Genomic DNA, 24,734 nt, shown 5'->3' on the forward strand with positions numbered 1-24,734 from the left:
AGATAATTATGTGATTGAGATCACTAATAATCCCATTGAGATCCTTAACGGGCTGCGTGGATCGACGAATCGTCGATGATGAGATCGATTCAGTTAGCACGAATTCCATAAAGTTTTCCCTTTCCAGGCCGAAAATTCTGACATCTGTCTAGCGGAAAGAGAAAACATGTTAAAACGAATGAAGATTGTTACCAGCTTACTGCTGGTATTGGCGCTATTTGGCCTTTTACAGCTCGCCTCAGGCGGCTTGTTTTTTAACTCACTGAAGAATGACAAAGAGAACTTTACCGTTCTGCAAACCATTCGCCAGCAGCAATCTGCGCTGAACGCTACCTGGGTTGAACTGCTGCAAACGCGTAATACTCTGAACCGGGCGGGTATTCGCTACATGATGGATCAGAGCAACATCGGCAGCGGCGCGACCGTTGCAGAACTGATGCAGGTGGCGAGCAATGCCCTGAAGCTGACCGAAAAAAACTGGGCGATTTACGAGTCGCTCCCGCGGGATCCGCGTCAAAGCGAAGCCGCGTTCCAGGAGATCAACCGCACCTATGACATCTATCACGGTGCGCTGGCGGAGCTGATCCAGTTACTGGGTGAAGGCAAGATCAACGCGTTTTTCGATCAACCGACGCAGAGCTATCAGGACGGTTTTGAGAAGCAGTACATGAGTTACATGCAGCAGAACGATCGCCTGTATGACATCGCGGTTGAGGACAATAACGCTTCCTATAGCCAGGCAATGTGGGTGCTGGCATGTGTACTGATTACCGTGCTGGCCGCTATCGTTGCGGTTTGGTTTGGTATCAAACTGACGCTGATCTCTCCGATGAACCGCCTGATTGAAAGCATTCGTCATATCGCCAGTGGTGATTTGGTGAAGCGTATTGAGGTGGAAGGATCCAACGAGATTGGACAGCTGGCGGAAAGTCTGCGCCACATGCAGGGTGAACTGATGAACACCGTGGGTGACGTGCGTAACGGTGCCAACGCGATTTACAGCGGCGCCAGCGAGATTGCGATGGGCAACAACGATCTCTCCTCGCGTACCGAGCAGCAGGCGGCTTCTCTGGAAGAAACGGCGGCCAGCATGGAACAGCTGACGGCGACCGTGAAGCAGAACGCCGAAAACGCGCGTCAGGCCAGCCATCTGGCGCTGAGCGCTTCGGAAACCGCGCAGAAAGGCGGTAAAGTGGTTGATAACGTGGTGCAAACCATGCGCGACATCGCTTCCAGTTCGCAGAAAATCGCCGATATTATCAGCGTTATCGACGGGATTGCCTTCCAGACCAACATTCTGGCGCTCAACGCCGCAGTAGAAGCCGCGCGTGCGGGCGAGCAGGGGCGTGGTTTTGCGGTGGTTGCGGGTGAGGTTCGTAACCTGGCCCAGCGAAGTGCGCAGGCCGCGCGCGAGATCAAGAGCCTGATTGAAGACTCGGTCAGCCGTGTGGATGTGGGTTCAACGCTGGTGGAAAGCGCCGGTGAAACCATGGATGAGATCGTCAATGCGGTAACCCGCGTGACCGATATCATGGGTGAAATTGCCTCCGCCTCTGATGAGCAGAGCCGTGGCATCGACCAGGTGGGTCTGGCCGTTGCAGAGATGGATCGCGTGACGCAGCAGAATGCCTCGCTGGTGGAAGAATCCGCCGCCGCCGCTGCGGCGCTGGAAGAGCAGGCCAGCCGCCTGACCCAGGCCGTTGCCGTGTTCCGTATTCAGCATGACCAACAGCGCGCGCGCGACGTTGCCGCCGCAAAACCGGTTTCAACGGTCCAACCGCGTAAAGCTGCGGTAACCGATGCCGGGGATAACTGGGAAACGTTCTAAGCCTGTGATGCCGGATGGCGCTGTCGCTTATCCGGCCTACGGGGACAAGTTACCCAGGGCCGATAAGGCGTAGCCGCCATCGGGCAATTAACGCAGCATCAGGCGCATGGCGCAGCGTCGTTCGTACGTCTGCCCGTGCGCCACCTCTTCAGCTCTTTTTTCGCGCAATTCCGGAGAAAGCGTCTCGTCAGCCAACATTTCAAAACCCAGTCGCGCATACAATGGCGCATTCCACGGCACATCGCGGAAGGTGGTCAGCGTCAGTGACGTATAACCTTTCTCGCGAGCCTGTTCGGCAACATAGCCAATCAATCTGCGGCCAATTCCTTTTCCCTGCCACTCCAGATGCAGCGACAGTTCAGCAATAAACAGCGATGACCCCAGCGTTTCGGCTACCAAAAAACCGACCGGACGCTCATCGACCTGCGCCAGCCAGCTCATGCCTGCGGCGGCAAATGCCCGATGCTGAGCAGCAGATATAATCTGGTCGTCAGCAATCCACGCCAGGTCGGGGATGAGTAAAAAACGTTGTCCCGCAGATCGTTCGATGGCGGGAAGAGCGGCAGTTTCTGCCAGAGTAGTCGCGCGCAAGATGATGTTCATACGGAGAGCATAACATGCCCGATAAGCACGGTGTTATCGGGCATCTGGAGGATTAATCTTTACGCGGATCGCTAATGGGCTGACGCACCAGGATGATGTAGGCGAGGGCACCTGCCATCGTGACGCAGCCGCAGATGATCAGCGCCAGGCGGAAAGAGTTGGTGGTATCCACAATAAAGCCGGTAACGATCGGCGCGAAGGACGCGCAGATAAAACTGGCAAAGTTCTGGATACTGCCTACGGAGGCGGTCATACGTGAGGCGACGGCGACGTGGATCAAGCCCCAGCAGGAGGTTCCGGCGAAGTGGATACAGAACAGCGCCATACCGATCAGTAACACCGCGGCCATTGATGTTGTCGCCTGCGGTACCACGAAGGTGAAGGCTGCAGAGCAGAACATCCCGGCGATAATACAAATCTTACGGCTCTTAATCGGTGCCATACCGCCTTTCACCAGCCAGTCGGTGACAAAACCGTTAATCAGCATGCCAGCTGCGCCGAACAGGAACGGAATGGCCGCCATTAAGCCAGTGCTTTTTAAATCCAGGTTGTAGGAGGTCTGCAGGTAGCCCGGTAGCCAGGCCAGGTATAACCATGCGGTGTAGTTGATGCCGCTGAAGCCCAGCATCATGCCCCACATGGTACGGTTGCGGAACAGGCTACGCCATTCGGCAAAGCTCAGCGGATCGCGGCGGGCATTGACGCTGCCGGCGTTCAGGTAAGCCTGTTCCGTGGCGCTCAACTCAATTTGCTCGCGGTTGCGATACAGCATGTACCAGCCGATGGCGAGAAAAATACCCAGCACGCCGATAGTAATAAACATCCAGCGCCAGCCCATTACCAGCATCATGGCGGCCAGAATCGGGGGGCTAATGGCAACCCCGATGGTCGAGGCGGCGTTAAACAACCCCATCGGGCGACCGCGCTCTTTGATGTTAAACCAGTCGTTGATGACCTTTACGCCGCACGGGTTCATGGGCGCTTCGCCGATCCCCATGCCAATACGCACCAGCACAAACTGTGTGAAGCTGTGTACCATCCCGGACAGCGCCTGAAACAGCGACCAGAAGAACATCCCGAGTCCTAACATAATGCGCGGACCCTTGCGATCCAGCAGCGGGCCGCAGGGCAGTTGTGCAATACCGTAAGCGAGAGAGAAGACCGACAGCAGGACGCCGATTTGCGTGGCGCTCAGCCCCAATTCTTCCCGAATCGTTAAGTTGGCGACCGATAATGAACTACGGTCGAGGTAATTAATCACCGCAGCAAAAAATAATAAAATCATTGCTGTGGTCTGAATGCGTTTTATTCGGCTACTGCGTTGTACCATGCCCTCAGGCGGAACATTAATATCCGCTGATGACGACGTGTCAAACGAAGAACTCGGGTCGAGGGTAATATTATTTTTTTCCACGCCGGACTCCTGAACCTCAATAATTTATTTTTACACAGCAGTGGGCTGTGCAGTATTGAAAAAATACCAGTGATGAATCAATTTACTCATCACCGCTCACAAAAGTTTTTAATGCAGTCGACTTAGCGTGAGCATAGGCAAGAGGTATTTTTCAGGGGTTTATATTTTTATAAAATCGTGCTCCCGGTAATGGTTTGCTGTTTTTTATCGGTACTTAATGCGCGGCAGCGCTACTTTGATTGATAGAGCGAATCATCGATTGTTTGGCTGTATTCAAATGGTTACACAGCGCCAGAGTGGCATCCAGATCGCTGCGGCAAATTAGCGCGCTGAGGATGGTCATATGCTCATCGATGGCAATGATGTTGCGCTGTTTAAGATCGCTTTCATCCCACTGATAGTGGAAGTGGAAAATCACCGAGATGATTTCAAGTGATTGATTAAAAAATATATTATCAGCAGCGGAGAGCAGTAAAGCATGAAACTCACGGTCTAACTGCGAGAACATACGAAAGCTGCTGCCGATGCTGTCGCGCAGGATGCGATGGCGCTCCAACAGCGTTTTTGCCTGCAGCCAGCGCGGGTCATCATCGGGCAGATTGAGGAAATGCTGCAAAGAATGGGTTTCCAGCATTTCTCTGAGTTCAAACAACTGTTCCGCATAGGCCTGATCGAACTGCTTCATGCTCCACTGACCGCGTTTTTCGTTTTTAATCAGGTTGTAACGTTCGAATTTTAAAAGATATTCCCGTACAACTACCGGACTAACGCCTGCGGCTCTGGCAAGCTGCAGTTCGGAGAAACTCTCGCCTGCGCGCAGTTGGCGCTGGTTGATCATGGTGAAAAAAGCCTGCTCGAAGATCCGGTTTTGCTCGGTCATGGAGGCGGTGGTGCAGGCAAAACCGTCGTCATGGTCAGGTTTACGCACGATGACATAGTGGCTGCCGACCTGCGTTAGTACGCCGCATTCGCCTAAGTGGCTCAGCATATGGCGCACGGTGGTGCGGCTGATGTTGTACATCTCCGCCAGCGCGCTTTGCGACGGAAGTGGGGAAGGGATATGACCCCGCGCCATATCATCGATTATTTGGTTAATCACATTGTGGCGTAAGTTCTGTGAACGGCTCATGGCGTCTCCTTTTTGGCTATTAAAACCCGATTTAAAACATTTTTATGCGCTGAGATTCACAGATTACGTTTCCGCTTTCTCCGGTTTTTTTATTTTCGTTGATATCTGAGGCAACAAAAAACAGGAGAGCAGAATCATGTCTACGATGAATACGTTGATTTGCCAGGAACCTAAAAAATTAGTCTGGAAAGAGCGTGAAATACCTATTCCTGGTGAGGGCGAGGCATTAATAAAAATTAAGTCGGTGGGTATTTGTGGCACCGATATTCATGCCTGGGGCGGCAATCAGCCTTTTTTCAGCTATCCACGTGTATTAGGCCATGAAATATGTGGGGAAATTGTCGGGTTGGGCAAAAATATACAAAATCTGAAAAATGGCCAGCAGGTGGCGGTTATTCCTTACGTGGCCTGTCAGCAGTGTCCGGCGTGCCTGAGCGGGCGCACCAACTGTTGTGAGAATATTTCAGTGATTGGCGTGCACCAGGATGGCGGCTTCAGCGAATACTTGTCCGTGCCGGTGACCAACCTGCTGGATGCGCAGGGCATTGACCCGCAGGCTGCGGCGTTGATTGAGCCTTATGCCATCAGCGCACATGCGGTACGTCGGGCGGCGGTAGCGCTGGGTGAGCAGGTGCTGGTGGTCGGTGCCGGTCCGATTGGTCTGGGCGCGGCGGCGATTGCCAAAGCCGATGGCGCACAGGTGGTGGTGGCGGATACCAGCCCCGCGCGCCGGGAGCATGTGCTTTCCCGACTGGATCTTCCGGTTATCGATCCCTCCGCTGAAGATTTTGAGGCGCAATTGCGCGCTCAGTTTGGCGGCTCGTTGGCGCAAAAGGTCATTGATGCCACGGGGAATCAGCATGCGATGAACAACACAGTGAATTTGATTCGCCATGGCGGCAGCATCGTTTTCGTTGGGCTGTTCAAAGGCGATTTACAGTTCTCCGATCCTGAGTTCCATAAAAAAGAAACCACCATGATGGGCAGTCGCAACGCGACCCCGGAAGATTTCGCCAAGGTGGGGCGCCTGATGTCGGCAGGCAAACTGACCGCCGACATGATGCTCACGCACCGTTACGCGTTTGCCCAGCTTGCAGAGATCTACGAGCGGGACGTGATTAACAACCGTGAGCTGATTAAAGGCGTGATCACGTTCTGAGAGGATAAGAGTGATGAAAACATTGAATCGACGTGATTTTCCGGGGGCCAGCTACCCAACGCGCGTGATCCAGTTTGGTGAAGGTAATTTTCTGCGGGCGTTTGTTGACTGGCAACTGGATATCCTTAATGAGAAAACGGATCTCAATGCTGGCGTGACCATTGTTCGCCCGATTAATACCGATTTTCCGCCGTCGCTGAACGCTCAGGATGGGCTATATACCACACTTATTCGTGGGTTGAACGAGCAGGGCGAGGCGGTAAGCGAGGCGCGGCTGATTCGTTCGGTGAATAACGAAATCAACCCGTACAAGGATTTCGCGGCGTATCTGGCGCTGGCGCACAATGCAGATATCCGTTTTGTGTTTTCGAACACCACTGAAGCCGGGATTAGCTATCACGCGGGGGACAGTGTGGATGATGCCCCGCCGGTGAGTTTTCCGGCCAAACTGACGCGACTGCTGCTGGAGCGCTTTAACCATTTTGCGGGGGCGGTGGATAAGGGCTGGGTGATTATCCCCTGCGAACTGATCGACTATAACGGTGAGTCGCTCAAAACGCTGGTGCTGCGGTATGCGCAGGAGTGGCACCTTCCTCCGGCGTTTGCCGACTGGGTGGAAACGGCGAACACCTTCTGTTCCACGCTGGTCGACCGCATTGTTACTGGCTACCCGCGTGAAGAAGCCGCCGCGCTGGAAGCTACGCTTGGCTATCACGATGCGTTTCTCGATACCGCGGAACACTTTTATCTGTTCGTGATCCAGGGACCGGCATGGTTGGCCGAAGAGTTAAAACTGGCGCAATGCCCGCTGAATATCCGAGTGGTGAGCGATATCAAGCCGTACAAGGAACGTAAGGTCGCGATTCTGAACGGCGCGCATACGGCGCTGGTGCCGGTTGCCTGGCTGTGCGGGCTGGAGACCGTTGGCGAAGCGATGCAGGATGCTGATGTCCGCCATTATGTTGAGCGAGCGATTGGTGAAGAAATCATTCCGGTATTGGATCTCAACGCCGATGAACTGCGTGAGTTTGCCGGGGCGGTGAGCGGACGTTTTCAGAACCCCTACATTCGCCACCAGTTGCTTTCCATCGCGCTTAACGGCATGACCAAATTCCGCACCCGTATATTGCCGCAGTTGCTGGCAGGTCAGCAAAATGGACGCTGGCCTGTGCGTTTAACCTTTGCTCTGGCCGCGCTGTTGGCGTTTTATCGCGGCGAACGGGCCGGGGAAAGCTATCCATTGCAGGACGACGAGCAGTGGATAAATCTGTATGCCAGCCTGTGGCCGCGAGTCGGCAATGACCTGACGCTGCGTGAATTGGTGGATACCGTGCTCGGCGATGCCGCGCACTGGGGGGAAGATCTGACGTTGCTGCCAGGCCTTGCAGAGCAGGTGACAGCCAACCTGGAAATGATTCTGGTGCAGGGAATGCGTCAGGCGGTGAACAGTCTGGAATAAGGTTGCCATGCAGCGCCCGGAGTTGTGTTGGGCGCTGTTTTTTTTACCCCTGAGCTGCCACCACTTTGATTTCAACCATCCCGATCCCCAGCTTACGCGGCGAGTGGCCGAGAATATTGCCCTCGTTGGTAGCGACCGGATCGGGTGGGATAATCACCAGCGTATCGGCATCCGCCGGATTATCAAAATGTAAGGTAGTGGTGCTGATATCATGGCTTAGCACCAGCGTCTGTTCCTCATTGCCAACGCGTACGGGGATTGGGCGATTGGCGTTATTGCCATAGGCTTTGGCGGTGATGACCAGATCGAATTTTTTCGGCAATGGCGCTTTGTATTCGATTTTTACCTCTTCACTGAGCTGCGCATTGGACCAGCGTCCCCATGATTCAGGGCGTGAAATACCGCTAAATTGTTTCACCTCTTCCGGCGCGCCCGCCACGTTAAAGACGAAGCTGTCTGCCTTGTAGCGAATATCGTTATCGACAATTTTCAGCGTATCGACGTTGCCTTTGTAGCGCTCCATGTCGATCACCGTGTCTTTAAAGACGGTTTTGCTTTTCCATTTGGCTTTGTCAACGTGCTGCACGATTTGTTGCCCGCCCAGTTGCCCCTGCGAGACGCACCAGTCGGTGGAAAGCGCCAACTCCGGTGCCCACAGCTGCGCCATTTTGTAGCAGCGATCGACCCAGACAAAGTTATCGCGCGGCGCGAAATCTGCCAACTGGAAGCGCAGCGGGGCCGAATATTCGCTTTCTGGTAGCGGCTCGACGCGTTTATCCGATACGCGCAGCAGCAGCGGCAGGCGGAAATGGCTGCCGGAGAAAGCGATCATATTTTTGTCCTGGTCGACGGTGAACTCTTTCATCTCTTTGGGGAAATTCCACAGGCGGATGATGTCGGGTTTCCACGCCAGCATTTTTTCTTTGATGTTGAGGAACACTTCCGACACGGATTCGCCCGACAAACTGCTGCGGCCAAGGCCGATAAAGTTATCACCGCCCAGGATATCCAGCACCGTTGCGCCGTTATCCATCGTGTTACGTTTCACCGCCAGCGTATCCTGTTGCGGCTGGTCGCCGCGCAGCACGAAGAACAGGTTGTTGCGATCCTGCTTGTTCAGATACTTCCATGCGGTGTTGTTCATCGCCAGATGATCGGAAGAAACCACAATCACGGTATCTTTAAACCACGGAGATGCTTTGATTTTATTGATAAATTCAGCGATGTTTTCCTGGCTGCAGCTCACCGCGCTGAAGGACTGATTGGCCTTACCGTCGATGTCATAACGTTTGCGGTTACAGCTACGTGAGATAAATCCATCCGGATGATGGGTATCCACGGTTAGGGTAAACAGCGAAAAACGTTGGCCTGAACGCGATAGTTCTTCAAATTTTTTCCATGCCTCGTCCAGCACGGTGTCATCGTAAAAGCCCCAGTCATTACGATATGCGGGATCCGCCACCACGCTTTTTAACTCTTCTGCGCCGTACAGATGATCAAACCCGTGAGATTTCAGGAACACATCCTTCCCGGCAAAGCGCAGGTTGGCCCCCTGCACAAAGTAGTTTTGGTAGCCGGAGTTTTTCAGGATGTCGCCGAGACAGATATTGTTGGGGAAAAAGCTGGAAACCGATGCCGAGGCATTGCCTTCAAATGGCGCAAACAGCGGGATGCCACATTGTGAAGCGACCATACCAGCGATGGTGTAATCCGTCCCCGGTAGCTGCATGGTGTTGCTGAAATCCATGCCTTCGTTTTTCAACGCGCCGAGTTCCGGGGTCAGATCCGGGAACGCATCGTTGTTAAAGTAGGTGCGTTCGAGGCTTTCGCCGTAGATATAAACCAGGTTCAGCTTCGGATGAGGGATGGTTTTCGACGGCTCTTTATAATAGGTCAGGAAATCCGGATCGCCATCGCGTGACTGAGATTTCACCAGTTCAGTTATCTGGTGAAACGCCGGGCTGGCGTCAACGGAGGCCAGCGCCAGCAGCAGGGCCAGCAGGCTGTAACCCACGTGATGCGGGTGATGGCGACGGCGGCGAAGGATCCAGCCGAGGGCGACGAAGACGGTCGTCAGCGCCAGCGCAATTCCGACGCCAGGCAGAATATATTTCCCGATACCCGCGCCGGTCAGGCTGTTGGTCAGAGTGTAAAGCACTGCGTCGTTGATTCCGTCGCCGGTGAAATAGTCACTGGCATACAGTGTGATATTCAAGACGATAAAAATCCCCAGCACCGTTAACGTGGCGGCAAACCACCAGGTATTGCGACCCGCTTTCCAGGCGTAAATCAGCACTGAAGCGAGAAACAGAGCGATGGAGATTAATTCTGACACGGTCGATCCTCAGTAAACCGGGCACATGCCTGGCAGGCTAATCATTTGGTGAGAGAACAATGTAATAGCGTTGTTATATTGCTGCAATTGTAGTGACATTAAATTACGTTGTTATTCAGAATTGGTTTAGATATGCGCGTTTTTTTGCGGGTAATTACGGCTTTCGTGATGGCGGTATGTATCGGCAGGAATGGGAGATGCCGCGCAGGGGACGCGCGGCATTTAATGCCTCAGGAAATGAAGTTCATGCCCTGTTTTAACACCAGATCGCAGGCCTTGGTTTTTACCTGCTTCGCCAGCGAGCTATTACCAATCGTGTTCAGGTCCAGCTGTTGGCCATCTTTGGCATTGAGCAGGCCCTGAATGCCGTCCATGTAGTTGGTATCTTGTTTCTGCTCTGGAGCACTGAGGCCGAGTTTATCCAGCACCTGGTTTTTGACGTTTTGCGTGTCGGTAACCGAGGCCAGTTTCTGTTTGGCGCAATATTCCAGGATCCCGGCGGCGTTATTCATGCTGCTTGAGGTCAGTGACTGATTGCTGCCATTCAGCAGGCTGGTCAGGGAAGAGAGCGACGAGCTGCCCTGCGAGCCGGAGCTTTGTTTACTCAGTTCGCTGGCCGCGCTGGAGAGCGAATCCTGCCAGGAGGCAGCAAAAACGCTGGTGGAGATGAGCGTGCTGGCGGCAAGCGCACAGCACAGCAGACGTTTGGTTGTTTTCATCATTATATGCAACTCGTGTTATGCCTTTTCAGCGCAGTATAGCGCTGGCAGCTTTAGGAGTGGTCCTAATACGTTTAATACTCTTTGCCTGTTACCCGGCTACGGTAGCTGTCCCAGTTAAAAATCACCCACAGGCTGTTGCCAAGGCGCATACGGTCCATCACGCGCTCTCCCAGCAGTTTGTTCATTTCATCCATATTGCTGTTGGTTAACATGCCGGTTGGGCGTTTTGAGGACGATCGGCGATCGACGATCTGATTGATGATCACTTTTTCATAGCGCGATTCGGTCTGCATGCCGATCTCATCGATCACCAGCAGATCCACATTGCTAAGATCGTTGAGCAACTGTTCTTCGCTGGTTTCACGGTTACTAAAGGTTTCTTTCATCGCCGACATGATATCAGCCACGGTGATGATCAGTACCGACTTACCGCGGAGCAGCAGTTCATTGCAGATCGCTGCCGCCAGATGATTTTTGCCGGTGCCGGGTTTGCCCGAGAAAATAAAGCTGGCGATGTTGCCGTCAAACTCATCAACGTACTGGCGGGCTTTGCTCAGGGCGTTCATCTGACCTTCGCATTCCACCCGATAGTTATCGAATGAACAGTTTTGGTGCAGCGGACGGATACCGGAGCGGTTAAATGTGCGCTGCATTTTCATGGCCCGGTTTTCGCGGGCCAGCGCTGCGGCACGAATTTCACCTTGCTCTTTTTGCCATGCCAGTAGCTCTTCGCCCGTTTTAAAGGCAGGCTCGACATTGGGCGGCATCATTTTTTGCAGACGTTTCATCAGATCGCCAACGTTTTTCATCGTTATCCTCTAAAACCTGGTGGAATATGGCTGTCAGGTTCGCTGACACTGTTCACATCGCGCTTTGGCATTCCGCCATTGCTGGCCCGGCCAATCTGGATGCTACGCGCCAGTTTTTGCTGCCACTGAATATGGTGAAAGACTTTACCTTCGGCCTGCCAGTAGGCGACGAATGAGGCCAGTTCCTCGGCGGTGACCGGTTCTCTTAACGCCACGCCCCACAGAGCGGCCTGGCGCTGAAAGTCGGCATCGGGCTGCCAGTCAGCGTACATCGCAAATTTCCCCATTGGCACGGCAACGGGCGCAGCTTGCGGCTCTTCATAAAATTGCGCATCCAATGTCACATCACTTCCTGGACGTGATAGCTTCTCTTCAAGCGCCAACAACTGAGCCAGTCGCGCAGGCGTCAGCGCGTAAAAGGCTGGCGCATTGTTGGCGAATACCGCTACGGCGCCACCCGCAGACTTTGCCAGTACCGCGTGATGATCGTGTAGTAAGGCGTCAATGCTGATGACGTCCGGCGTCAAAATTTTGCAGGGCATAATGTTTCTCAAAACTGAACAACAACTGAGAAGGGACTGCTTTTATAGTAACACAGAGAACCAGGAGAGCAGCAGATGACCCCTCTGCGATGTGCTTAGAAATTACCGCGCTAGACGCGCGGGCGTTTGCGATACAGCCATAAGCCTGGTACGGATAAGCCGATAGAGAGCGCACCGACAATTGATGAGGCTTTCAGGAAATTGGTTAACAGGGTGATCATCAGCGCTTCGCTATAGCCGAAATGGCCGATTTTTACCGCGGAGATCATGGCGGTGTAGGCGGAGATCCCAGGAAACATGGGGATCACAGCCGCGACGGTGAAGACCTTAGGATGCGCCAGATACCAGCGCGACCACTGGATCCCAATGCAGCCAATCAGCAGCGACGCCATAAAGGTTGACCATTCAATATTAAATCCTGCGCTCATCATCACCATTCGTGAACCATGGCCCAGCGCACCGAGTAACGCACACCAGGGAAGCGCGCGATGCGGGACGTTAAATACCATGGCAAAGCCCAGTGCCGGAATCGCCGACAGGATCATGTCCTGTATTAGCGCCAGAATGAAATCGATCACGCCCATCCGCGTAGCCCCCATAAGGTCATCGACATAACCACCCCAATGCAGGTCGCCAACGTTAGCAGACTGGCAATGGCCCAGCGAGCCAGCCCGGTATTAATGTGCCCCTTAAACATATCCGCGACAGAGTTGATCAATGGAAAACCCGGAACCAGCAGCAGCACGCTGGCCGCCATGGCGATGGTCGGGGTGTGATTAAAGGTCGGCAGCGTCAGCAACAGGCCGGATATCGTGGTTGCCACAAAGGCGGTGATACAAAAGTTGATTTGCGGGTGCAAATGCCGGGACGCCAGGACCTGGCGGATATACATTGCTACCATGCTGGCGAAAAAGGTGATCACTGCGCCATCCCATCCGCCGTTATTGAGTTTACAAAAGCAGGCGCAGGACAAACCAACCATGAATGCGACCAGCCATCTTGGATAGCGTAGCGGCTTAATCTGGCTAAAGCGCTTCTCAACGCCTTTTATATCCAGCAGCTTGTGTTCCGCTAAAATAACGATGTGCTGCACTTCCGTCACGACGTGCATGTTAATGCCGCGATCATGATTTTTTCGGGTCGACGTCAGGCATTGCCCATCTTTAATGGTGGTCAGGACAATCGCGTTGGAGGAGATGGCGCTTTCTACGCTATCCATGCCAAGCGCCAGGCCGAGGCGAGTGGATAGCTCGTCAACCAGCGCGCTTTCCGCACCATGCTGGAGTAAAAAAAGCCCACATTGTATACATAACCGTGTAACCGTTCGCTGTGACGACTGCTCTGTTTGCATGGCTCGCTCTGACTGAAAAGGATCTCATTGAAGGGTGAATGCTTTCTTTTTATCATGAAGCACGAGCCCGTTGGCTCTGGCAAGATCAATCTTTGCGTTGAAAAAAGACGCAGGTCGCAGCCGCTTACATGCCTTACCTGCTTATCAATAAAGATAGCGCTACATGAAAAGGTCGTGTTATTTATAAGGATGGCAAATACGTAAGCAATGCTAATGTTCTATTGTAGTTCTTTTAATTGTACATAGAATGTATTTGTGCGTAATTTTGTAATAACGGTTCAATAGTTTGACGCTATTGGGATTATAGCGCCATTACTTTAATATTTTAATAAAATCCAAGGATAAACAATTCACCTCGTCTATAGTTTAGGTTTTTCTGTTAATTAATATATTTAATTTATCAGGAAGCTTTTAATAAGTGCGAATACGGACTGGTGAATGTGGAGGGGATATGTTGCCAGGACGCTGCAAAAACGCAATTATTATTAGTAAATTACCGATCGTACAAACTGGGCTTAAAGGTGTAATGCAAGGACAGTTCGCTGATTGCGAATTAACTTACTGTCGTTCCGTTGAAGAACTGACATTGTTGCAGTTGCGGTGCGCTGATTTGGTGATTGCTGATTTACCCGCAGACTGTAATCATCCTCGCTCAGTCTGCGAACAATATTATTCTTTATTATCTCAATACCGTGATATTCATTGGGTATTTCTTGTATCTCGTATTTTTTACCCTCTCGCCATCGAACTGCTGATGTGCCCGATCAGTTCGCTGTTATCTGATGCAGAGCCGATTGAAAGTTTAGTGAATGTAATTCATGCGGGAAATACCCGAGCAGAGAGAATTAGCAAGTCGCTGCTCTCTCCGTCCGTAATGCCAGAGTTGGCTGACCATAGCGTCCGCTCAATTGTACTTACCCTCTCGGAGAGGAAAGTGCTGAGACTCCTGGGAAAAGGCTGGGGAATTAACCAGATTGCGTCGTTGCTTAAGAAAAGTAATAAAACAATCAGCGCCCAAAAGAACAGCGCCATGCGTCGCTTATCAATACACAGCAATGCAGAAATGTACGCATGGATAAACAGTTCTCAAGGATCGCGAGAACTGAATTTACCTTCAGTATATGGAGAGACCACGGAATGGAAAGCAGAAGCATTAAAAGAAACGTCGCACTTATAGAAAAATGTGCGATGAGTAGCGTGGGTATTGAGAGTTTATTTAATACCATGCCGGGTGACCAATACGCACTTCATCTCTTTTCGAATCAGCTTGCCTTTAGTCAGGCGATGTTAAAAATGTCATTTTCGGCAGTTATTTTTTCTCTTTCTGCTATCAGGACCGATCGCAGAGCAGGGCTCGCCTATCTGACGGAACTGGCGATAAATTTCCCTCGCATCAGGCGTATAGTTATTGCCGATGACGATGCTGAGGCGCGTTTAATTGGCTCTCTGTCACCATTGCCATTGGATGGGGTTGTTAGCAAAGCTTCTTCGTTAACTGTGTTGCAGGACGCGTTATTTACAGCATTGAATTGCCCTACCCAGGTAACCGAAAGCGCGAAAAACCATTGGTTTATCAATCAAAGCCGTGTGCTTAGCCCTACAGAACGAGAAATTCTGCGTTTTATGTCGAATGGCTATTCGATGCCGCAGATTGCCGTTCAGCTTGAGCGGAATATTAAAACCATTCGGGCGCATAAATTTAACGTAATGTCCAAGCTGGGCGTGAGCTCAGATGTTGGGTTACTGGATGCCGCCGATATCCTGCTGTATCTGCGCGCAGGTGAATCGACACCTTTTCTACAAGCGGCGTCGTAACGGTCAACGTAGACCTATTTTGTGTCGGTTTCAGTCACCGGGCTGGGGCGTGAAACATCACTGACACACATCAACCCAGGTGGCTGAAGTTAGCTCAGCCATTCGTTCCGGTGTGATGCGAACCGCGCTGTGAATGGCTCCTGCCGCAGGCAGCACTTCAGCATAGTGCTTCAGAGAGACATCGCAATAAACCGAGATCGGTGTTTCCAGCCCGAAAGGACAAACGCCGCCAACGGGATGACCCGTCGCGTTCACTACCTCATCACTACTCAGCATACGGGCTTTGGCACCGAACGTGCTCTTTAGCTTTTTATTATCCAGCCGGGCATCGCCTTTGGCGACAACCAGGATGATGTCGTTCTTCACCTTTAGCGAAAGTGTTTTCGCGATCTGACCGGGTTCGACATTATGGGCTTTAGCTGCCAGTTCAACAGTTGCCGTGCTCTGGTCTAATTCGATGATCTCAATATCTGGGGCATGCTGCGCCAAAAATTGGCGTACTGATTGCAAACTCATTCTTCTCTCCATGGTGCCTACAGGCAGCTCCGCACAGCAGAAAACCGCATGGCGTAATTTGTCATAGGGCTTACCTCACTGTAAATATTTTATTGTAACAACATGGCAACATTGGCATTTTTTCGATCGTCTTCACAATCAAAGAAACCGGTTACAGTAACCGGTTGCAGATTGTTGAAATGACGATTAATACTGAAGTTGTCACTTCCTCTGTATCACATAATAAGAGCCATCTATGAAACTTAACTCAAAATGCAGTTGCGCTGGTGCTCTTCCCGGCACGGTTGCGAAAAAGTGTAATGGGCTTTACATGGTGGTGTTGATGACTGCATGGCTGCAGGGTTTTGCGCAACGGGAGAGCGGCTATGTCTACTAACCATGCTGTGTTTACTGTGATTTTCCGCTTTGTTGAAAACTACGTCAGCCCTGTCGCCGGGCGTATCTCTTCGCAACGTCACGTGATGGCAATTCGTGATGGTTTTATTTCGGCTATGCCATTTATGATCGTAGGCTCATTTCTGTTGGTTTTTGCCTACCCGCCATTTTCTCCTGATACAACATGGGGATTTGCCCGCGCATGGCTGGACATGGCAAAACAGTTTGAAGGCCAAATCCTCACTCCGTTTGATATGACGATGGGGATCATGTCGGTCTACATATGTGCGGCTATCGCTTATAACCTGGGGAAGCACTATGTGAAGTCGTATCAATTAGATCCGTTTATGTGCGCGATGTTGTCCATTATGGCTTTTTTGCTGATTGCTGCGCCGAAAACCAAAGGCACGATGCCCGTTGATAGCCTGGGTGGGACGGGGATTTTCACCGCTATCCTGGTGGCGATTTACTGTGTTGAAATGATGCGTTTCCTGAAGGCGCACAACATCGGTATCCGTTTACCCGATCAGGTGCCGCCAATGATCAAAAACTCCTTCGATCTGCTGATCCCGGTGCTGGTGGTGGTGCTAACTCTGTACCCTCTGAGTCTGGTTATACAGTCGCAGTTTGACATGCTAATCCCGCAGGCCATTATGGCCATCTTTAAACCACTGGTATCCGCCGCTGATTCTCTCCCGGCGATACTACTGGCCGTGCTGATTGGTCATCTACTGTGGTTTGCTGGGATCCATGGTGCGGCGATTGTATCGGGGATGCTGCAAATGTTCTGGCTAACCAATCTCGGAATGAACCAGTCGGCGCTGGCACAGGGCGCGCCTTTGCCCCATATCTTTATGGAAGCATTCTGGACGTTTTTCATCGTGGTTGGTGGGTCCGGCGCGACGATGGGGCTGGTGATTTGCTATCTGCGCAGCCGTTCGGCTCATTTACGCTCGATTGGGCGTTTGAGCGTGGTCCCCAGCATTTTCAATATTAACGAACCGGTGATTTTCGGTACGCCGATTGTTATGAACCCGGTGTTCTTTATCCCGTTCCTGTTGGCCCCGATGGTGAATGCGGTGCTGGCATGGGCGGCGATGAAGCTGGATTTAATTGGTCGGGTGATTTCCGTCGTTCCCTGGACGGCCCCGGCTCCGGTTGGCGCGGCATGGGCGTTAGGCTGGGATTATCGTGCGGCCATCCTGGTTGTCCTGCTGGCATTGGTGTCGGCGATCATCTATTTCCCGTTCTTTAAGGTTTATGAAAAGCAGCTTCTGGCACAGGAAAAAGAAGAAGCACAGCGTATAGAAGAGGAAAATCAGCAGGTTGCATAATTTGTTGGCGAGGGGCTACGGTTCCTCGCTTATTTCAGCGTACAGTCACCGCATTGCTGAACGTCGGGCAGGCGATAGCGCTGGCAGCAGGTTCTGCGAACTAACAGTCCCTCGCGTGGAACAACGGTACGCCACAGGGGGTTATCCTGGCCGCAGGAGAGTTGTTTCTCAAAAAAGCAGGTCTGGCGCAGCGTGTTCAACAGTTCTTCACCTAACAACGGCTTCATTTCCGTTAAGTACCAGTGAATTAAGTATCCCGTATTACTCCAGATAAGCTTTGCGTTGATCTCGCCTGTCGCTTCCAGCGCCTGCACAACCGGCGTCAGCGCTGTGAGAATCAGCGTTTCCATACGTTGTTGAGGAGACAGGGCCGTGGTCTGGTGATCCTGATGCACATCGATCCAGAAGCAGGCTGCACGGCCCGTTTCGTGGAATTCTACGTGCATGTGTTCAGGAGAGACATCGATAGCCTCTTTTTGCGTCAGCAGAGCTACCATGAGCGGAGGCATCATCAGGCCGATATACCACTGGGCCCAGAGAGAAATCAGCGGTTTATTTTCGCGTGTCAGCGTAGGTTGGTTGCGATAGATATGGTCTGAATAAACGGCCAACAGCGAACTGAGCGTCGCCGGTTGCGTCCATTCATGTAGCGTCATCGCGCCCGGTACGGGGATTTCGTCAAGACGAATGAAGTCCAGTAGGTGCTCACGGGTCTTGGCTATCGTTTCGCGTACAGCAGCAGCCAGCGAGGGCATCTTTGCTGGGAGGTGGCTACGCCAGATGACATCTTCAACGATCGGTGCGGAACGATAAGCCATGGCAATATACGGATGTTAATCTAAATGATAATGATTGCTAATCCTATAGTTGACAATGAACGATGGCAAGATCTTTGTCACGATGCTGGGTGCCACCGCACATATAGCTCAGAGTGAAGGGCGGTTTACCCGTAGCTCATCGCTGACCAGCGTGTTGTTACGCCCGAGGTTTTTCGCCTCGTATAGGGCTTTATCCGCTCTGGCGATAGCGGCCTCAATATCCTGCTCTACCAGAGGCGCAATGCCAATACTGACGGTCACGTTGGTTGCCACGCTTTCGTTAAACATGTGGGGTATTTTAAGGTCGTACACTTTCTGACGAATACGCTCGGCGGCAGCCTGTGCCTGCTGCGGATCGATCGCGGTCAGCAAAACCATGAATTCTTCGCCGCCGAATCGCGCCACCACATCCCGGGAGCGTACGGAATCACGAATGGCCGCTGAGACGCGGATCAGCGCCTGGTCACCCATCATATGCCCGTAATGATCGTTATAGGCTTTGAAGTGGTCGATATCTAATAACAACACGTAGTGCTTCGAGTTGCTCAGCGCCAACAGTGTATCGAGTCTGTGTTGCAGCCCCCGGCGGTTATATAAACCAGTAAGCGGATCAAGCATGCTGAGTCCGCTGAGCGTTTCTCGTTCCTCCAGCAGTTTGTACATCAACTGCTGGGCGAAACCATCGTAGCGCTTTTGAATCACATGCTGGATGGCGATCCCGGCCATCGGTAACGCCATAAAATAGAAAATTCGTAAACCGTGCTCGTTGCCGCTAAGCCATAAACAGACGGCGACGGAAGGCAATGAGTGAAGCGTAAACGCGATGATATTATTGGCAAAAGCAATAGATCCAATAAACAGTACACTGAGCAGTGCGATTAACAGAAAATAATAGTCATTATGACCGAGCGTGGAATATTTCTGAAAAATATGAAATGCCCATAACAAGCCAAAAATTATTGAAATAAAAGGGAGATTAATTTTTTTATCCGTATATTTCCCATGCCATATAAGCAGCAGCGTGCTGGTGATCAGTATCAGCAGAGCCGGTACTGATACGGCTTTGACGGCAAAAAGTGGGAAAAAAAGCGTAAACAGCGCGGAGACTGCGTTGAGAAGCAGAAACAAACGCAACGAGAGTTGATATTTTTTAGTGCGCAGAGTTCGCCAGGATTGTACTGTCATAGGTAAATATTGTTAGTTATCTGTAATATACGAAGATGTGTTGGTAAATAAAACAAATAACGAACGGGGCATCATTCGCTGAGGTCTTTATTTTTAGTTGAAGCGTTAATCGGCGAGCAATTTATCACCTTAGGTTATTCATGTCATCAATCGTTAAGTAAAACTCATATAATTGATAGTGCCTTCCAGCTGACAAATGAGAAAATATATCATATGATATTGGTTATCATTATCAATGTCGTAGGTGGAACCATGTTGCAACGTACGCTGGGCAGTGGATGGGGAGTTCTGTTGCCGGGGATGCTCATTGCCGGAATGGCATTTACCGATCTGTCAGTCTATGTATGGAAGGTAATGATTGTATTAGGATTACTACTGACTTCGCTCATGCTATATCACAAGCGCTTACGGCATTTTGTTCTGTTACCTTCATGCGCGGCGTTGATCGGCGGCATTGTGCTGGTAATGATGAACTGGAATCAGGGATAAGCGAAACAGGGAAGAAAGCGAGAGGAAAATAAGATAATTGGTGCGAGGGGGGGGACTCGAACCCCCACATCCTAAGGACACTAACACCTGAAGCTAGCGCGTCTACCAATTCCGCCACCTTCGCACAGTCATCTTATTTTTTTGATATCGCCTCGTTGGTGCGAGGGGGGGGACTTGAACCCCCACGTCCGAAAGGACACTAACACCTGAAGCTAGCGCGTCTACCAATTCCGCCACCTTCGCCCAGTGCGAGCAATATCAATGTGGATTATGGTGCGAGGGGGGGGACTTGAACCCCCACGTCCGAAAGGACACTAACACCTGAAGCTAGCGCGTCTACCAATTCCGCCACCTTCGCATACCATCGACACTCAAAAAGTATCGTTACCACGGAGGCGCATTCTAGTTGTTTTCAACTTTTCGTCAATAGTTAATTGTACAGGCTGGGCCGATTGATGCAAAAACGGCCATGTGAATGGCCGTTCGCTGCGAGACAATTACGCTTTTTTCGCCTGACGCGTCATGATGGTGCGATAGACCTTGAAGCGTCCGGTCTGTGCGATAACTTCATGGAATCCGAATACCTCATCCAGCACCTTTGGATAGGGCAGGAAGGCGTTCGCCACGATACGCAGTTCACCGCCGCTGTTGAGATGACGCACCGCGCCGCGAATCAGCGTTTGCGCGGCATCGAGGCTGGTCTGCATCCCATCATGGAACGGTGGGTTGGAGATGATCATATCAAAGCGGCCCGTCACGTCAGAAAAAACGTTACTGGCGATCACATCACCTTCAATACCGTTGGCGGCAAGCGTGGCGCGGCTGGCTTCAACAGCGGCCGCACTTACATCACACAGGGTTAAGCGAACTTTTGGCGAGTGGCTGGCTAAAGCGACGGAAAGTACGCCAGCGCCACAACCGACATCCAGAATTTTACCTTTGGTATGCGGCGTCAGTGTGGAGAGTAGCAATTGGCTGCCAATATCCAGGCCGTCACGGCTGAATACGCCCGGCAGCGTTTTGATGGTCAGATTATCAACCTGATATTCATCCCAGTATTTTTCTGCATCAAAGACTGGCTGTTTTTCCAGACGGCCGTGGTACAGGCCACAGCGACGGGCGCTGTCGACTTTATTCAGCGGTGCGTATTCGGCCAGCATCTGCTCTGCACTACGTACGCCACTGCGGTTCTCACCGACAACAAAAACATCGCTGCCCACCGGTAACAGCGACAAAATATTCATCAGTTGGAACTGCGCTTCCGGCTTATTCTTCGGCCAGTAGTAGATTAGCGTATCGCTATCGGCAACGTCATCGGCCCTGGCAACGAGGCTGAAACGGACGTTGTCACCCATCTGGCGGTTCAGCACCTGCCAGTGATGAAGTTGTTGAGTGTGCGCACGGCTGGCGGCGCTTTCGAAGTGGGCAGGTAGGTCATCCTGCAAATCACCGGCAAACAGAATACGGCTTTGTTCGAAATCATCACTGTGGCGCAGCAAGACTTCACTTGCCGGGGTAAAAGCAGACATGGAGTGCTCCTTAAATTGTACAGCCGGGGATTATAGTTGTTTGATGGCACGGATTCGACAAATTTGCTATATTTGCGCCCCTGATAGACAGGAGTGTTTCGCTATGACATCCCGACGAGACTGGCAGTTACAGCAACTGGGCATTACGCAGTGGTCGCTGCGTCGTCCTGGCGCACTGCAGGGCGAAATCGCGATCTCCATTCCTGCGCATATCCGTTTAGTGATGGTTGCTGCACAACTACCCGCGCTAACCGAACCGTTAATGAGCGATATTTTACGCGCAATAACCGTCAGCCCGGATCAGGTTTTACAGTTGACGCCTGACCGTGTCGCCATGCTACCGCAGGGCAGTCGCTGTAATAGCTGGCGGCTGGGAACCGAAGAGCCGCTGCTGCTGGAAGGCGCTCAGGTCGAGAGTCCTGCGTTTAATGAATTACGGGAAAACCCAGCGGCCCGTGCCGCGTTATGGCAACAAATCTGCGCATATGAACACGATTTCTTCCCTCGAACCGACTGATTTACCTGCAGCATTTCAGATTGAAAAACGCGCCCACGCTTTTCCGTGGAGTGAAAAAACATTTGCCAGCAACCAGGGCGATCGCTACCTCAATTTTCAGTTGAGGGTTGACGACGTGATGGCCGCCTTTGCGATTACGCAGGTGGTGCTGGATGAAGCTACGCTGTTCAATATCGCTGTCGATCCTGACTTTCAGCGCCAGGGCCTGGGGCGCGAGCTGCTGGAGCACCTGATCGATGAGCTGGAAAAGCGTGGCATTTTGACGCTGTGGCTGGAAGTGCGCGCCTCAAATGCTGCCGCTATCGCACTGTATGAAAGCCTGGGCTTTAACGAGGCGACGATCCGGCGCAATTATTATCCGACGGCCGATGGTCATGAAGACGCCATTATCATGGCATTGCCAATCAGTATGTAAGACAAGGTGTAATGATGAAGAAGTGGGACTGGATTTTCTTTGATGCCGACGAAACGCTGTTTACATTTGACTCGTTTACCGGCTTACAGCGGATGTTTCTCGACTATAGCATTACCTTTACCGCTGAAGATTTTCAGGACTACCAGGCCGTGAATAAACCGCTATGGGTGGATTATCAAAACGGCGCGATTACTTCATTGCAACTGCAGCACGCCCGTTTCCAGAGCTGGGCTGAACGCCTGAAGGTCGAACCAGGCCAGCTTAATGACGCATTTATCAATGCGATGGCGGAGATCTGCTCGCCGTTGCCTGGGGCGGTTTCTCTGCTCAATGCGATTCGTGATAAAACGAAAATCGGTATCATTACTAACGGCTTTACGGCGTTGCAGCAAATCCGCCTTGAGCGGACGGGGCTGCGCGACTATTTCGATCTGCTGGTGATTTCTGAGCAGGTTGGAGTGGCAAAACCCGATCCCCGTATTTTTGACCACGCGCTGGAGCAGGCGGGCAATCCTGATCGTTCCCGCGTGCTGATGGTGGGCGATACCGCAGAGTCCGATATTCTGGGCGGCATTAACGCTGGGCTATCCACCTGCTGGCTAAATACGCACCATCGCGAGCTGCCAGCGGGCATTCAGCCGACATGGACGGTGGCGTCATTAAGCGAACTGGAGCAGCTCCTGTGTAAACACTGATTGCCTCCCCCCCGTTGATGGGTAAAATAGCCGCAATTTTTTCGTATTCAACATGCGCGGCGCATTGCCGCGTTTACTAAGAAGATTGAATTATGACGTTGTCTCCTTATTTGCAAGAGGTGGCCAAGCGCCGCACTTTTGCCATTATTTCTCACCCGGATGCCGGTAAAACGACCATTACTGAAAAGGTCCTGTTATTCGGACAGGCGATTCAGACCGCCGGTACGGTAAAAGGCCGTGGCTCCAGCCAGCATGCAAAATCTGACTGGATGGAGATGGAAAAGCAGCGTGGTATCTCCATTACCACCTCTGTGATGCAGTTTCCGTATCACGACTGCCTGGTGAACCTGCTGGACACCCCGGGGCACGAAGACTTCTCCGAAGATACTTACCGTACTCTGACGGCGGTAGACTGCTGTCTGATGGTTATCGACGCCGCGAAAGGCGTTGAGGATCGTACACGCAAGCTGATGGAAGTTACCCGTCTGCGCGATACGCCGATCCTGACCTTCATGAACAAACTCGACCGTGACATCCGTGACCCGATGGAGCTGCTGGATGAAGTCGAGAACGAGCTGAAAATCGGCTGTGCGCCGATCACCTGGCCGATTGGCTGCGGGAAGCTGTTCAAGGGCGTTTATCACCTTTATAAAGACGAAACTTACCTGTACCAGACGGGTAAAGGCCACACCATTCAGGAAGTGCGCATTGTTAAGGGGCTGAATAACCCGGAACTCGATGCCGCCGTGGGCGAAGATCTGGCGCAGCAGCTGCGCGACGAGCTGGAGCTGGTGCAGGGCGCGTCTAACGAGTTCGACCATGATCTGTTCCTCGCGGGCGAAATCACCCCGGTCTTCTTCGGTACCGCGCTGGGTAACTTCGGCGTTGACCATATGCTGGACGGCTTAGTGGAGTGGGCGCCTGCGCCGATGCCGCGTAAAACTGATACCCGCACCGTGGAAGCCTCAGAAGAGAAGTTCACCGGCTTCGTGTTTAAAATCCAGGCCAACATGGATCCGAAACACCGTGACCGCGTGGCGTTCATGCGTGTGGTTTCCGGTAAGTACGAGAAAGGCATGAAAATGCGCCAGGTGCGCATTGGTAAAGACGTGGTGATCTCTGATGCGCTGACCTTTATGGCCGGTGACCGCTCTCATGTGGAAGAAGCGTATCCGGGCGATATTCTTGGTCTGCACAACCACGGCACTATCCAGATCGGCGATACCTTCACCCAGGGCGAAATGATGAAGTTCACCGGTATTCCGAACTTCGCGCCGGAGCTGTTCCGTCGTATTCGCCTGAAAGATCCGTTGAAGCAGAAACAGCTGCTGAAAGGGCTGGTTCAGCTGTCGGAAGAGGGTGCGGTGCAGGTCTTCCGTCCAATTGCTAATAACGATCTGATCGTGGGCGCTGTCGGTGTGCTGCAGTTCGACGTGGTGGTTTCACGCCTGAAGAGCGAGTACAACGTTGAAGCGATTTATGAGTCGGTCAACGTGGCGACCGCGCGCTGGGTAGAATGTTCTGACGTGAAAAAATTCGAAGAATTTAAGCGTAAAAACGAAGTTCAGCTGGCGCTGGATGGTGGCGATAACCTCACCTATATCGCACCGACCATGGTTAACCTGAATCTCACCCAGGAACGTTACCCTGACGTTCAGTTCCGCAAAACGCGCGAACACTAATCGACTCCCAGGG

At 52.1% G+C, this 24,734-nt stretch carries 24 protein-coding genes and 3 tRNA genes; 11 read left to right on the forward strand and 16 right to left on the reverse strand.

Annotation, left to right across the window (positions count from 1 at the left end; all coding sequences use genetic code 11):
• Positions 1-166 precede the first annotated feature (166 nt).
• Positions 167-1,828 (forward strand): methyl-accepting chemotaxis protein, encoded by a 1,662-nt coding sequence (gene tsr / locus FDW96_RS01360; protein WP_042312566.1) that lies wholly within the window; start codon positions 167-169, stop codon positions 1,826-1,828.
• 87 nt (positions 1,829-1,915) lie between these two features.
• Here tsr and FDW96_RS01365 read toward each other — a convergent pair whose 3' ends face one another.
• From FDW96_RS01365 to FDW96_RS01375, 3 genes are all read right to left on the reverse strand, one after another.
• Positions 1,916-2,431: a GNAT family N-acetyltransferase gene (locus tag FDW96_RS01365; protein WP_042312563.1), complete on the reverse strand. Its 516-nt coding sequence runs from the start codon at positions 2,429-2,431 to the stop codon at positions 1,916-1,918.
• Positions 2,432-2,483: 52 nt separating this feature from the next.
• Entirely contained in the window at positions 2,484-3,845 is a 1,362-nt protein-coding gene (locus FDW96_RS01370; protein WP_042312560.1) for an MFS transporter, read from the reverse strand.
• A gap of 214 nt (positions 3,846-4,059) precedes the next feature.
• Positions 4,060-4,974, reverse strand: coding sequence for a GntR family transcriptional regulator (locus FDW96_RS01375; RefSeq protein ID WP_042312558.1), 915 nt, complete (start codon positions 4,972-4,974; stop codon positions 4,060-4,062).
• A gap of 136 nt (positions 4,975-5,110) precedes the next feature.
• Here FDW96_RS01375 and FDW96_RS01380 point away from each other — a divergent pair, with 136 nt between their 5' ends.
• Together FDW96_RS01380 and FDW96_RS01385 are read left to right on the forward strand one after the other, a co-directional pair.
• Positions 5,111-6,133 (forward strand): zinc-binding alcohol dehydrogenase family protein, encoded by a 1,023-nt coding sequence (locus tag FDW96_RS01380; RefSeq protein ID WP_137350426.1) that lies wholly within the window; start codon positions 5,111-5,113, stop codon positions 6,131-6,133.
• A gap of 13 nt (positions 6,134-6,146) precedes the next feature.
• Entirely contained in the window at positions 6,147-7,592 is a 1,446-nt protein-coding gene (locus tag FDW96_RS01385) for a tagaturonate reductase (RefSeq protein WP_137365117.1), read from the forward strand.
• A 43-nt stretch (positions 7,593-7,635) separates the two neighbouring features.
• Here FDW96_RS01385 and opgB read toward each other — a convergent pair whose 3' ends face one another.
• The 6 genes from opgB to FDW96_RS01415 form a co-directional block, all read right to left on the reverse strand.
• Positions 7,636-9,927 (reverse strand): phosphatidylglycerol--membrane-oligosaccharide glycerophosphotransferase, encoded by a 2,292-nt coding sequence (gene opgB / locus FDW96_RS01390; protein ID WP_137365118.1) that lies wholly within the window; start codon positions 9,925-9,927, stop codon positions 7,636-7,638.
• A gap of 230 nt (positions 9,928-10,157) precedes the next feature.
• The gene (locus tag FDW96_RS01395; RefSeq protein WP_042312547.1) at positions 10,158-10,649 is read right to left on the reverse strand and encodes a DUF2501 domain-containing protein; all 492 of its coding nucleotides are present in this window, start codon (positions 10,647-10,649) and stop codon (positions 10,158-10,160) included.
• Positions 10,650-10,720: 71 nt separating this feature from the next.
• A complete protein-coding gene (gene dnaC / locus FDW96_RS01400; protein WP_038636979.1) occupies positions 10,721-11,458 on the reverse strand; it encodes a DNA replication protein DnaC in 738 nt (245 codons plus the stop codon).
• Positions 11,459-11,460: 2 nt separating this feature from the next.
• Positions 11,461-12,000: a primosomal protein DnaT gene (gene dnaT, locus FDW96_RS01405; protein WP_006686572.1), complete on the reverse strand. Its 540-nt coding sequence runs from the start codon at positions 11,998-12,000 to the stop codon at positions 11,461-11,463.
• Between the two features lie 110 nt (positions 12,001-12,110).
• Positions 12,111-12,584 (reverse strand): threonine/serine exporter, encoded by a 474-nt coding sequence (locus FDW96_RS01410; protein ID WP_038636981.1) that lies wholly within the window; start codon positions 12,582-12,584, stop codon positions 12,111-12,113.
• On the reverse strand, positions 12,575-13,351 hold the full coding sequence (locus FDW96_RS01415) for a threonine/serine exporter ThrE family protein (protein WP_079225555.1): 777 nt from the start codon (positions 13,349-13,351) through the stop codon (positions 12,575-12,577). The genes FDW96_RS01410 and FDW96_RS01415 overlap by 10 nt, the downstream gene beginning before the upstream one ends.
• 451 nt (positions 13,352-13,802) lie before the next feature.
• On the opposite strand from FDW96_RS01415, the gene FDW96_RS01420 reads away from it, so the two are divergent.
• Positions 13,803-14,528, forward strand: a complete 726-nt coding sequence (locus FDW96_RS01420; protein WP_137365119.1) for a response regulator transcription factor — start codon at positions 13,803-13,805, stop codon at positions 14,526-14,528.
• Positions 14,489-15,166, forward strand: a complete 678-nt coding sequence (gene bglJ / locus FDW96_RS01425; RefSeq protein WP_042312540.1) for a DNA-binding transcriptional activator BglJ — start codon at positions 14,489-14,491, stop codon at positions 15,164-15,166. The genes FDW96_RS01420 and bglJ overlap by 40 nt, the downstream gene beginning before the upstream one ends.
• A 57-nt stretch (positions 15,167-15,223) precedes the next feature.
• Here the strand turns inward: bglJ and FDW96_RS01430 are convergent, their stop codons facing one another.
• Positions 15,224-15,682 carry a YbaK/EbsC family protein gene (locus FDW96_RS01430; RefSeq protein WP_038636987.1) on the reverse strand — a complete coding sequence of 153 codons (459 nt, stop codon included), beginning with the start codon at positions 15,680-15,682 and terminating at the stop codon, positions 15,224-15,226.
• A 365-nt stretch (positions 15,683-16,047) separates the two neighbouring features.
• Here FDW96_RS01430 and FDW96_RS01435 point away from each other — a divergent pair, with 365 nt between their 5' ends.
• Positions 16,048-17,391: a PTS sugar transporter subunit IIC gene (locus tag FDW96_RS01435; RefSeq protein ID WP_137365120.1), complete on the forward strand. Its 1,344-nt coding sequence runs from the start codon at positions 16,048-16,050 to the stop codon at positions 17,389-17,391.
• A 29-nt stretch (positions 17,392-17,420) separates the two neighbouring features.
• On the opposite strand, the gene fhuF is transcribed toward FDW96_RS01435, so the two are convergent.
• Both fhuF and FDW96_RS01445 read right to left on the reverse strand, forming a co-directional pair.
• Entirely contained in the window at positions 17,421-18,209 is a 789-nt protein-coding gene (gene fhuF, locus FDW96_RS01440; RefSeq protein ID WP_042312536.1) for a siderophore-iron reductase FhuF, read from the reverse strand.
• A 108-nt stretch (positions 18,210-18,317) separates the two neighbouring features.
• A complete protein-coding gene (locus FDW96_RS01445; protein WP_042312533.1) occupies positions 18,318-19,394 on the reverse strand; it encodes a GGDEF domain-containing protein in 1,077 nt (358 codons plus the stop codon).
• A 252-nt stretch (positions 19,395-19,646) separates the two neighbouring features.
• On the opposite strand from FDW96_RS01445, the gene FDW96_RS01450 reads away from it, so the two are divergent.
• On the forward strand, positions 19,647-19,883 hold the full coding sequence (locus FDW96_RS01450) for a DUF1435 domain-containing protein (RefSeq protein WP_072277010.1): 237 nt from the start codon (positions 19,647-19,649) through the stop codon (positions 19,881-19,883).
• Positions 19,884-19,921: 38 nt separating this feature from the next.
• Here the strand turns inward: FDW96_RS01450 and FDW96_RS01455 are convergent.
• The 4 genes from FDW96_RS01455 to rsmC form a co-directional block, all read right to left on the reverse strand.
• A tRNA-Leu gene (locus FDW96_RS01455) sits at positions 19,922-20,007 on the reverse strand.
• Positions 20,008-20,039: 32 nt separating this feature from the next.
• A tRNA-Leu gene (locus FDW96_RS01460) sits at positions 20,040-20,126 on the reverse strand.
• Between the two features lie 28 nt (positions 20,127-20,154).
• Positions 20,155-20,241 (reverse strand) — tRNA-Leu (locus FDW96_RS01465).
• Positions 20,242-20,380: 139 nt separating this feature from the next.
• A complete protein-coding gene (rsmC, locus tag FDW96_RS01470; protein WP_042312527.1) occupies positions 20,381-21,412 on the reverse strand; it encodes a 16S rRNA (guanine(1207)-N(2))-methyltransferase RsmC in 1,032 nt (343 codons plus the stop codon).
• 103 nt (positions 21,413-21,515) lie between these two features.
• Here rsmC and holD point away from each other — a divergent pair, with 103 nt between their 5' ends.
• From holD to prfC, 4 genes are all read left to right on the forward strand, one after another.
• Positions 21,516-21,929, forward strand: coding sequence for a DNA polymerase III subunit psi (gene holD / locus FDW96_RS01475; RefSeq protein ID WP_038636992.1), 414 nt, complete (start codon positions 21,516-21,518; stop codon positions 21,927-21,929).
• Positions 21,898-22,344, forward strand: coding sequence for a ribosomal protein S18-alanine N-acetyltransferase (gene rimI, locus FDW96_RS01480; protein WP_038636994.1), 447 nt, complete (start codon positions 21,898-21,900; stop codon positions 22,342-22,344). The genes holD and rimI overlap by 32 nt, the downstream gene beginning before the upstream one ends.
• Before the next feature lie 14 nt (positions 22,345-22,358).
• Positions 22,359-23,039 (forward strand): pyrimidine 5'-nucleotidase, encoded by a 681-nt coding sequence (yjjG, locus tag FDW96_RS01485; RefSeq protein ID WP_042312525.1) that lies wholly within the window; start codon positions 22,359-22,361, stop codon positions 23,037-23,039.
• A 92-nt stretch (positions 23,040-23,131) separates the two neighbouring features.
• A complete protein-coding gene (gene prfC, locus FDW96_RS01490) occupies positions 23,132-24,721 on the forward strand; it encodes a peptide chain release factor 3 (RefSeq protein ID WP_006686587.1) in 1,590 nt (529 codons plus the stop codon).
• The last annotated feature ends 13 nt before the right edge of the window (positions 24,722-24,734 follow it).

Source organism: Citrobacter sp. TBCS-15, assembly GCF_005280815.1.
GTDB classification, from domain to species: Bacteria; Pseudomonadota; Gammaproteobacteria; order Enterobacterales; family Enterobacteriaceae; genus Citrobacter; species Citrobacter werkmanii.

What these genes read in the sequence shown, in the direction of transcription:
- FDW96_RS01375 (WP_042312558.1), bottom strand. Translation starts at nt 4,974, where the DNA reads ATGAGCCGTTCACAGAACTTACGCCACAATGTGATTAACCAAATAATC.
- yjjG (WP_042312525.1), top strand. Translation starts at nt 22,359, where the DNA reads ATGAAGAAGTGGGACTGGATTTTCTTTGATGCCGACGAAACGCTGTTT.
- FDW96_RS01415 (WP_079225555.1), bottom strand. Translation starts at nt 13,351, where the DNA reads ATGCAAACAGAGCAGTCGTCACAGCGAACGGTTACACGGTTATGTATA.
- bglJ (WP_042312540.1), top strand. Translation starts at nt 14,489, where the DNA reads ATGGAAAGCAGAAGCATTAAAAGAAACGTCGCACTTATAGAAAAATGT.
- rimI (WP_038636994.1), top strand. Translation starts at nt 21,898, where the DNA reads ATGAACACGATTTCTTCCCTCGAACCGACTGATTTACCTGCAGCATTT.
- FDW96_RS01395 (WP_042312547.1), bottom strand. Translation starts at nt 10,649, where the DNA reads ATGATGAAAACAACCAAACGTCTGCTGTGCTGTGCGCTTGCCGCCAGC.
- fhuF (WP_042312536.1), bottom strand. Translation starts at nt 18,209, where the DNA reads ATGGCTTATCGTTCCGCACCGATCGTTGAAGATGTCATCTGGCGTAGC.
- FDW96_RS01435 (WP_137365120.1), top strand. Translation starts at nt 16,048, where the DNA reads ATGTCTACTAACCATGCTGTGTTTACTGTGATTTTCCGCTTTGTTGAA.
- dnaT (WP_006686572.1), bottom strand. Translation starts at nt 12,000, where the DNA reads ATGCCCTGCAAAATTTTGACGCCGGACGTCATCAGCATTGACGCCTTA.
- FDW96_RS01385 (WP_137365117.1), top strand. Translation starts at nt 6,147, where the DNA reads ATGAAAACATTGAATCGACGTGATTTTCCGGGGGCCAGCTACCCAACG.
- FDW96_RS01380 (WP_137350426.1), top strand. Translation starts at nt 5,111, where the DNA reads ATGTCTACGATGAATACGTTGATTTGCCAGGAACCTAAAAAATTAGTC.
- FDW96_RS01430 (WP_038636987.1), bottom strand. Translation starts at nt 15,682, where the DNA reads ATGAGTTTGCAATCAGTACGCCAATTTTTGGCGCAGCATGCCCCAGAT.
- rsmC (WP_042312527.1), bottom strand. Translation starts at nt 21,412, where the DNA reads ATGTCTGCTTTTACCCCGGCAAGTGAAGTCTTGCTGCGCCACAGTGAT.
- prfC (WP_006686587.1), top strand. Translation starts at nt 23,132, where the DNA reads ATGACGTTGTCTCCTTATTTGCAAGAGGTGGCCAAGCGCCGCACTTTT.
- holD (WP_038636992.1), top strand. Translation starts at nt 21,516, where the DNA reads ATGACATCCCGACGAGACTGGCAGTTACAGCAACTGGGCATTACGCAG.
- dnaC (WP_038636979.1), bottom strand. Translation starts at nt 11,458, where the DNA reads ATGAAAAACGTTGGCGATCTGATGAAACGTCTGCAAAAAATGATGCCG.
- FDW96_RS01445 (WP_042312533.1), bottom strand. Translation starts at nt 19,394, where the DNA reads ATGACAGTACAATCCTGGCGAACTCTGCGCACTAAAAAATATCAACTC.
- FDW96_RS01420 (WP_137365119.1), top strand. Translation starts at nt 13,803, where the DNA reads ATGTTGCCAGGACGCTGCAAAAACGCAATTATTATTAGTAAATTACCG.
- FDW96_RS01450 (WP_072277010.1), top strand. Translation starts at nt 19,647, where the DNA reads ATGTTGCAACGTACGCTGGGCAGTGGATGGGGAGTTCTGTTGCCGGGG.
- FDW96_RS01365 (WP_042312563.1), bottom strand. Translation starts at nt 2,431, where the DNA reads ATGAACATCATCTTGCGCGCGACTACTCTGGCAGAAACTGCCGCTCTT.
- FDW96_RS01410 (WP_038636981.1), bottom strand. Translation starts at nt 12,584, where the DNA reads ATGGGCGTGATCGATTTCATTCTGGCGCTAATACAGGACATGATCCTG.
- tsr (WP_042312566.1), top strand. Translation starts at nt 167, where the DNA reads ATGTTAAAACGAATGAAGATTGTTACCAGCTTACTGCTGGTATTGGCG.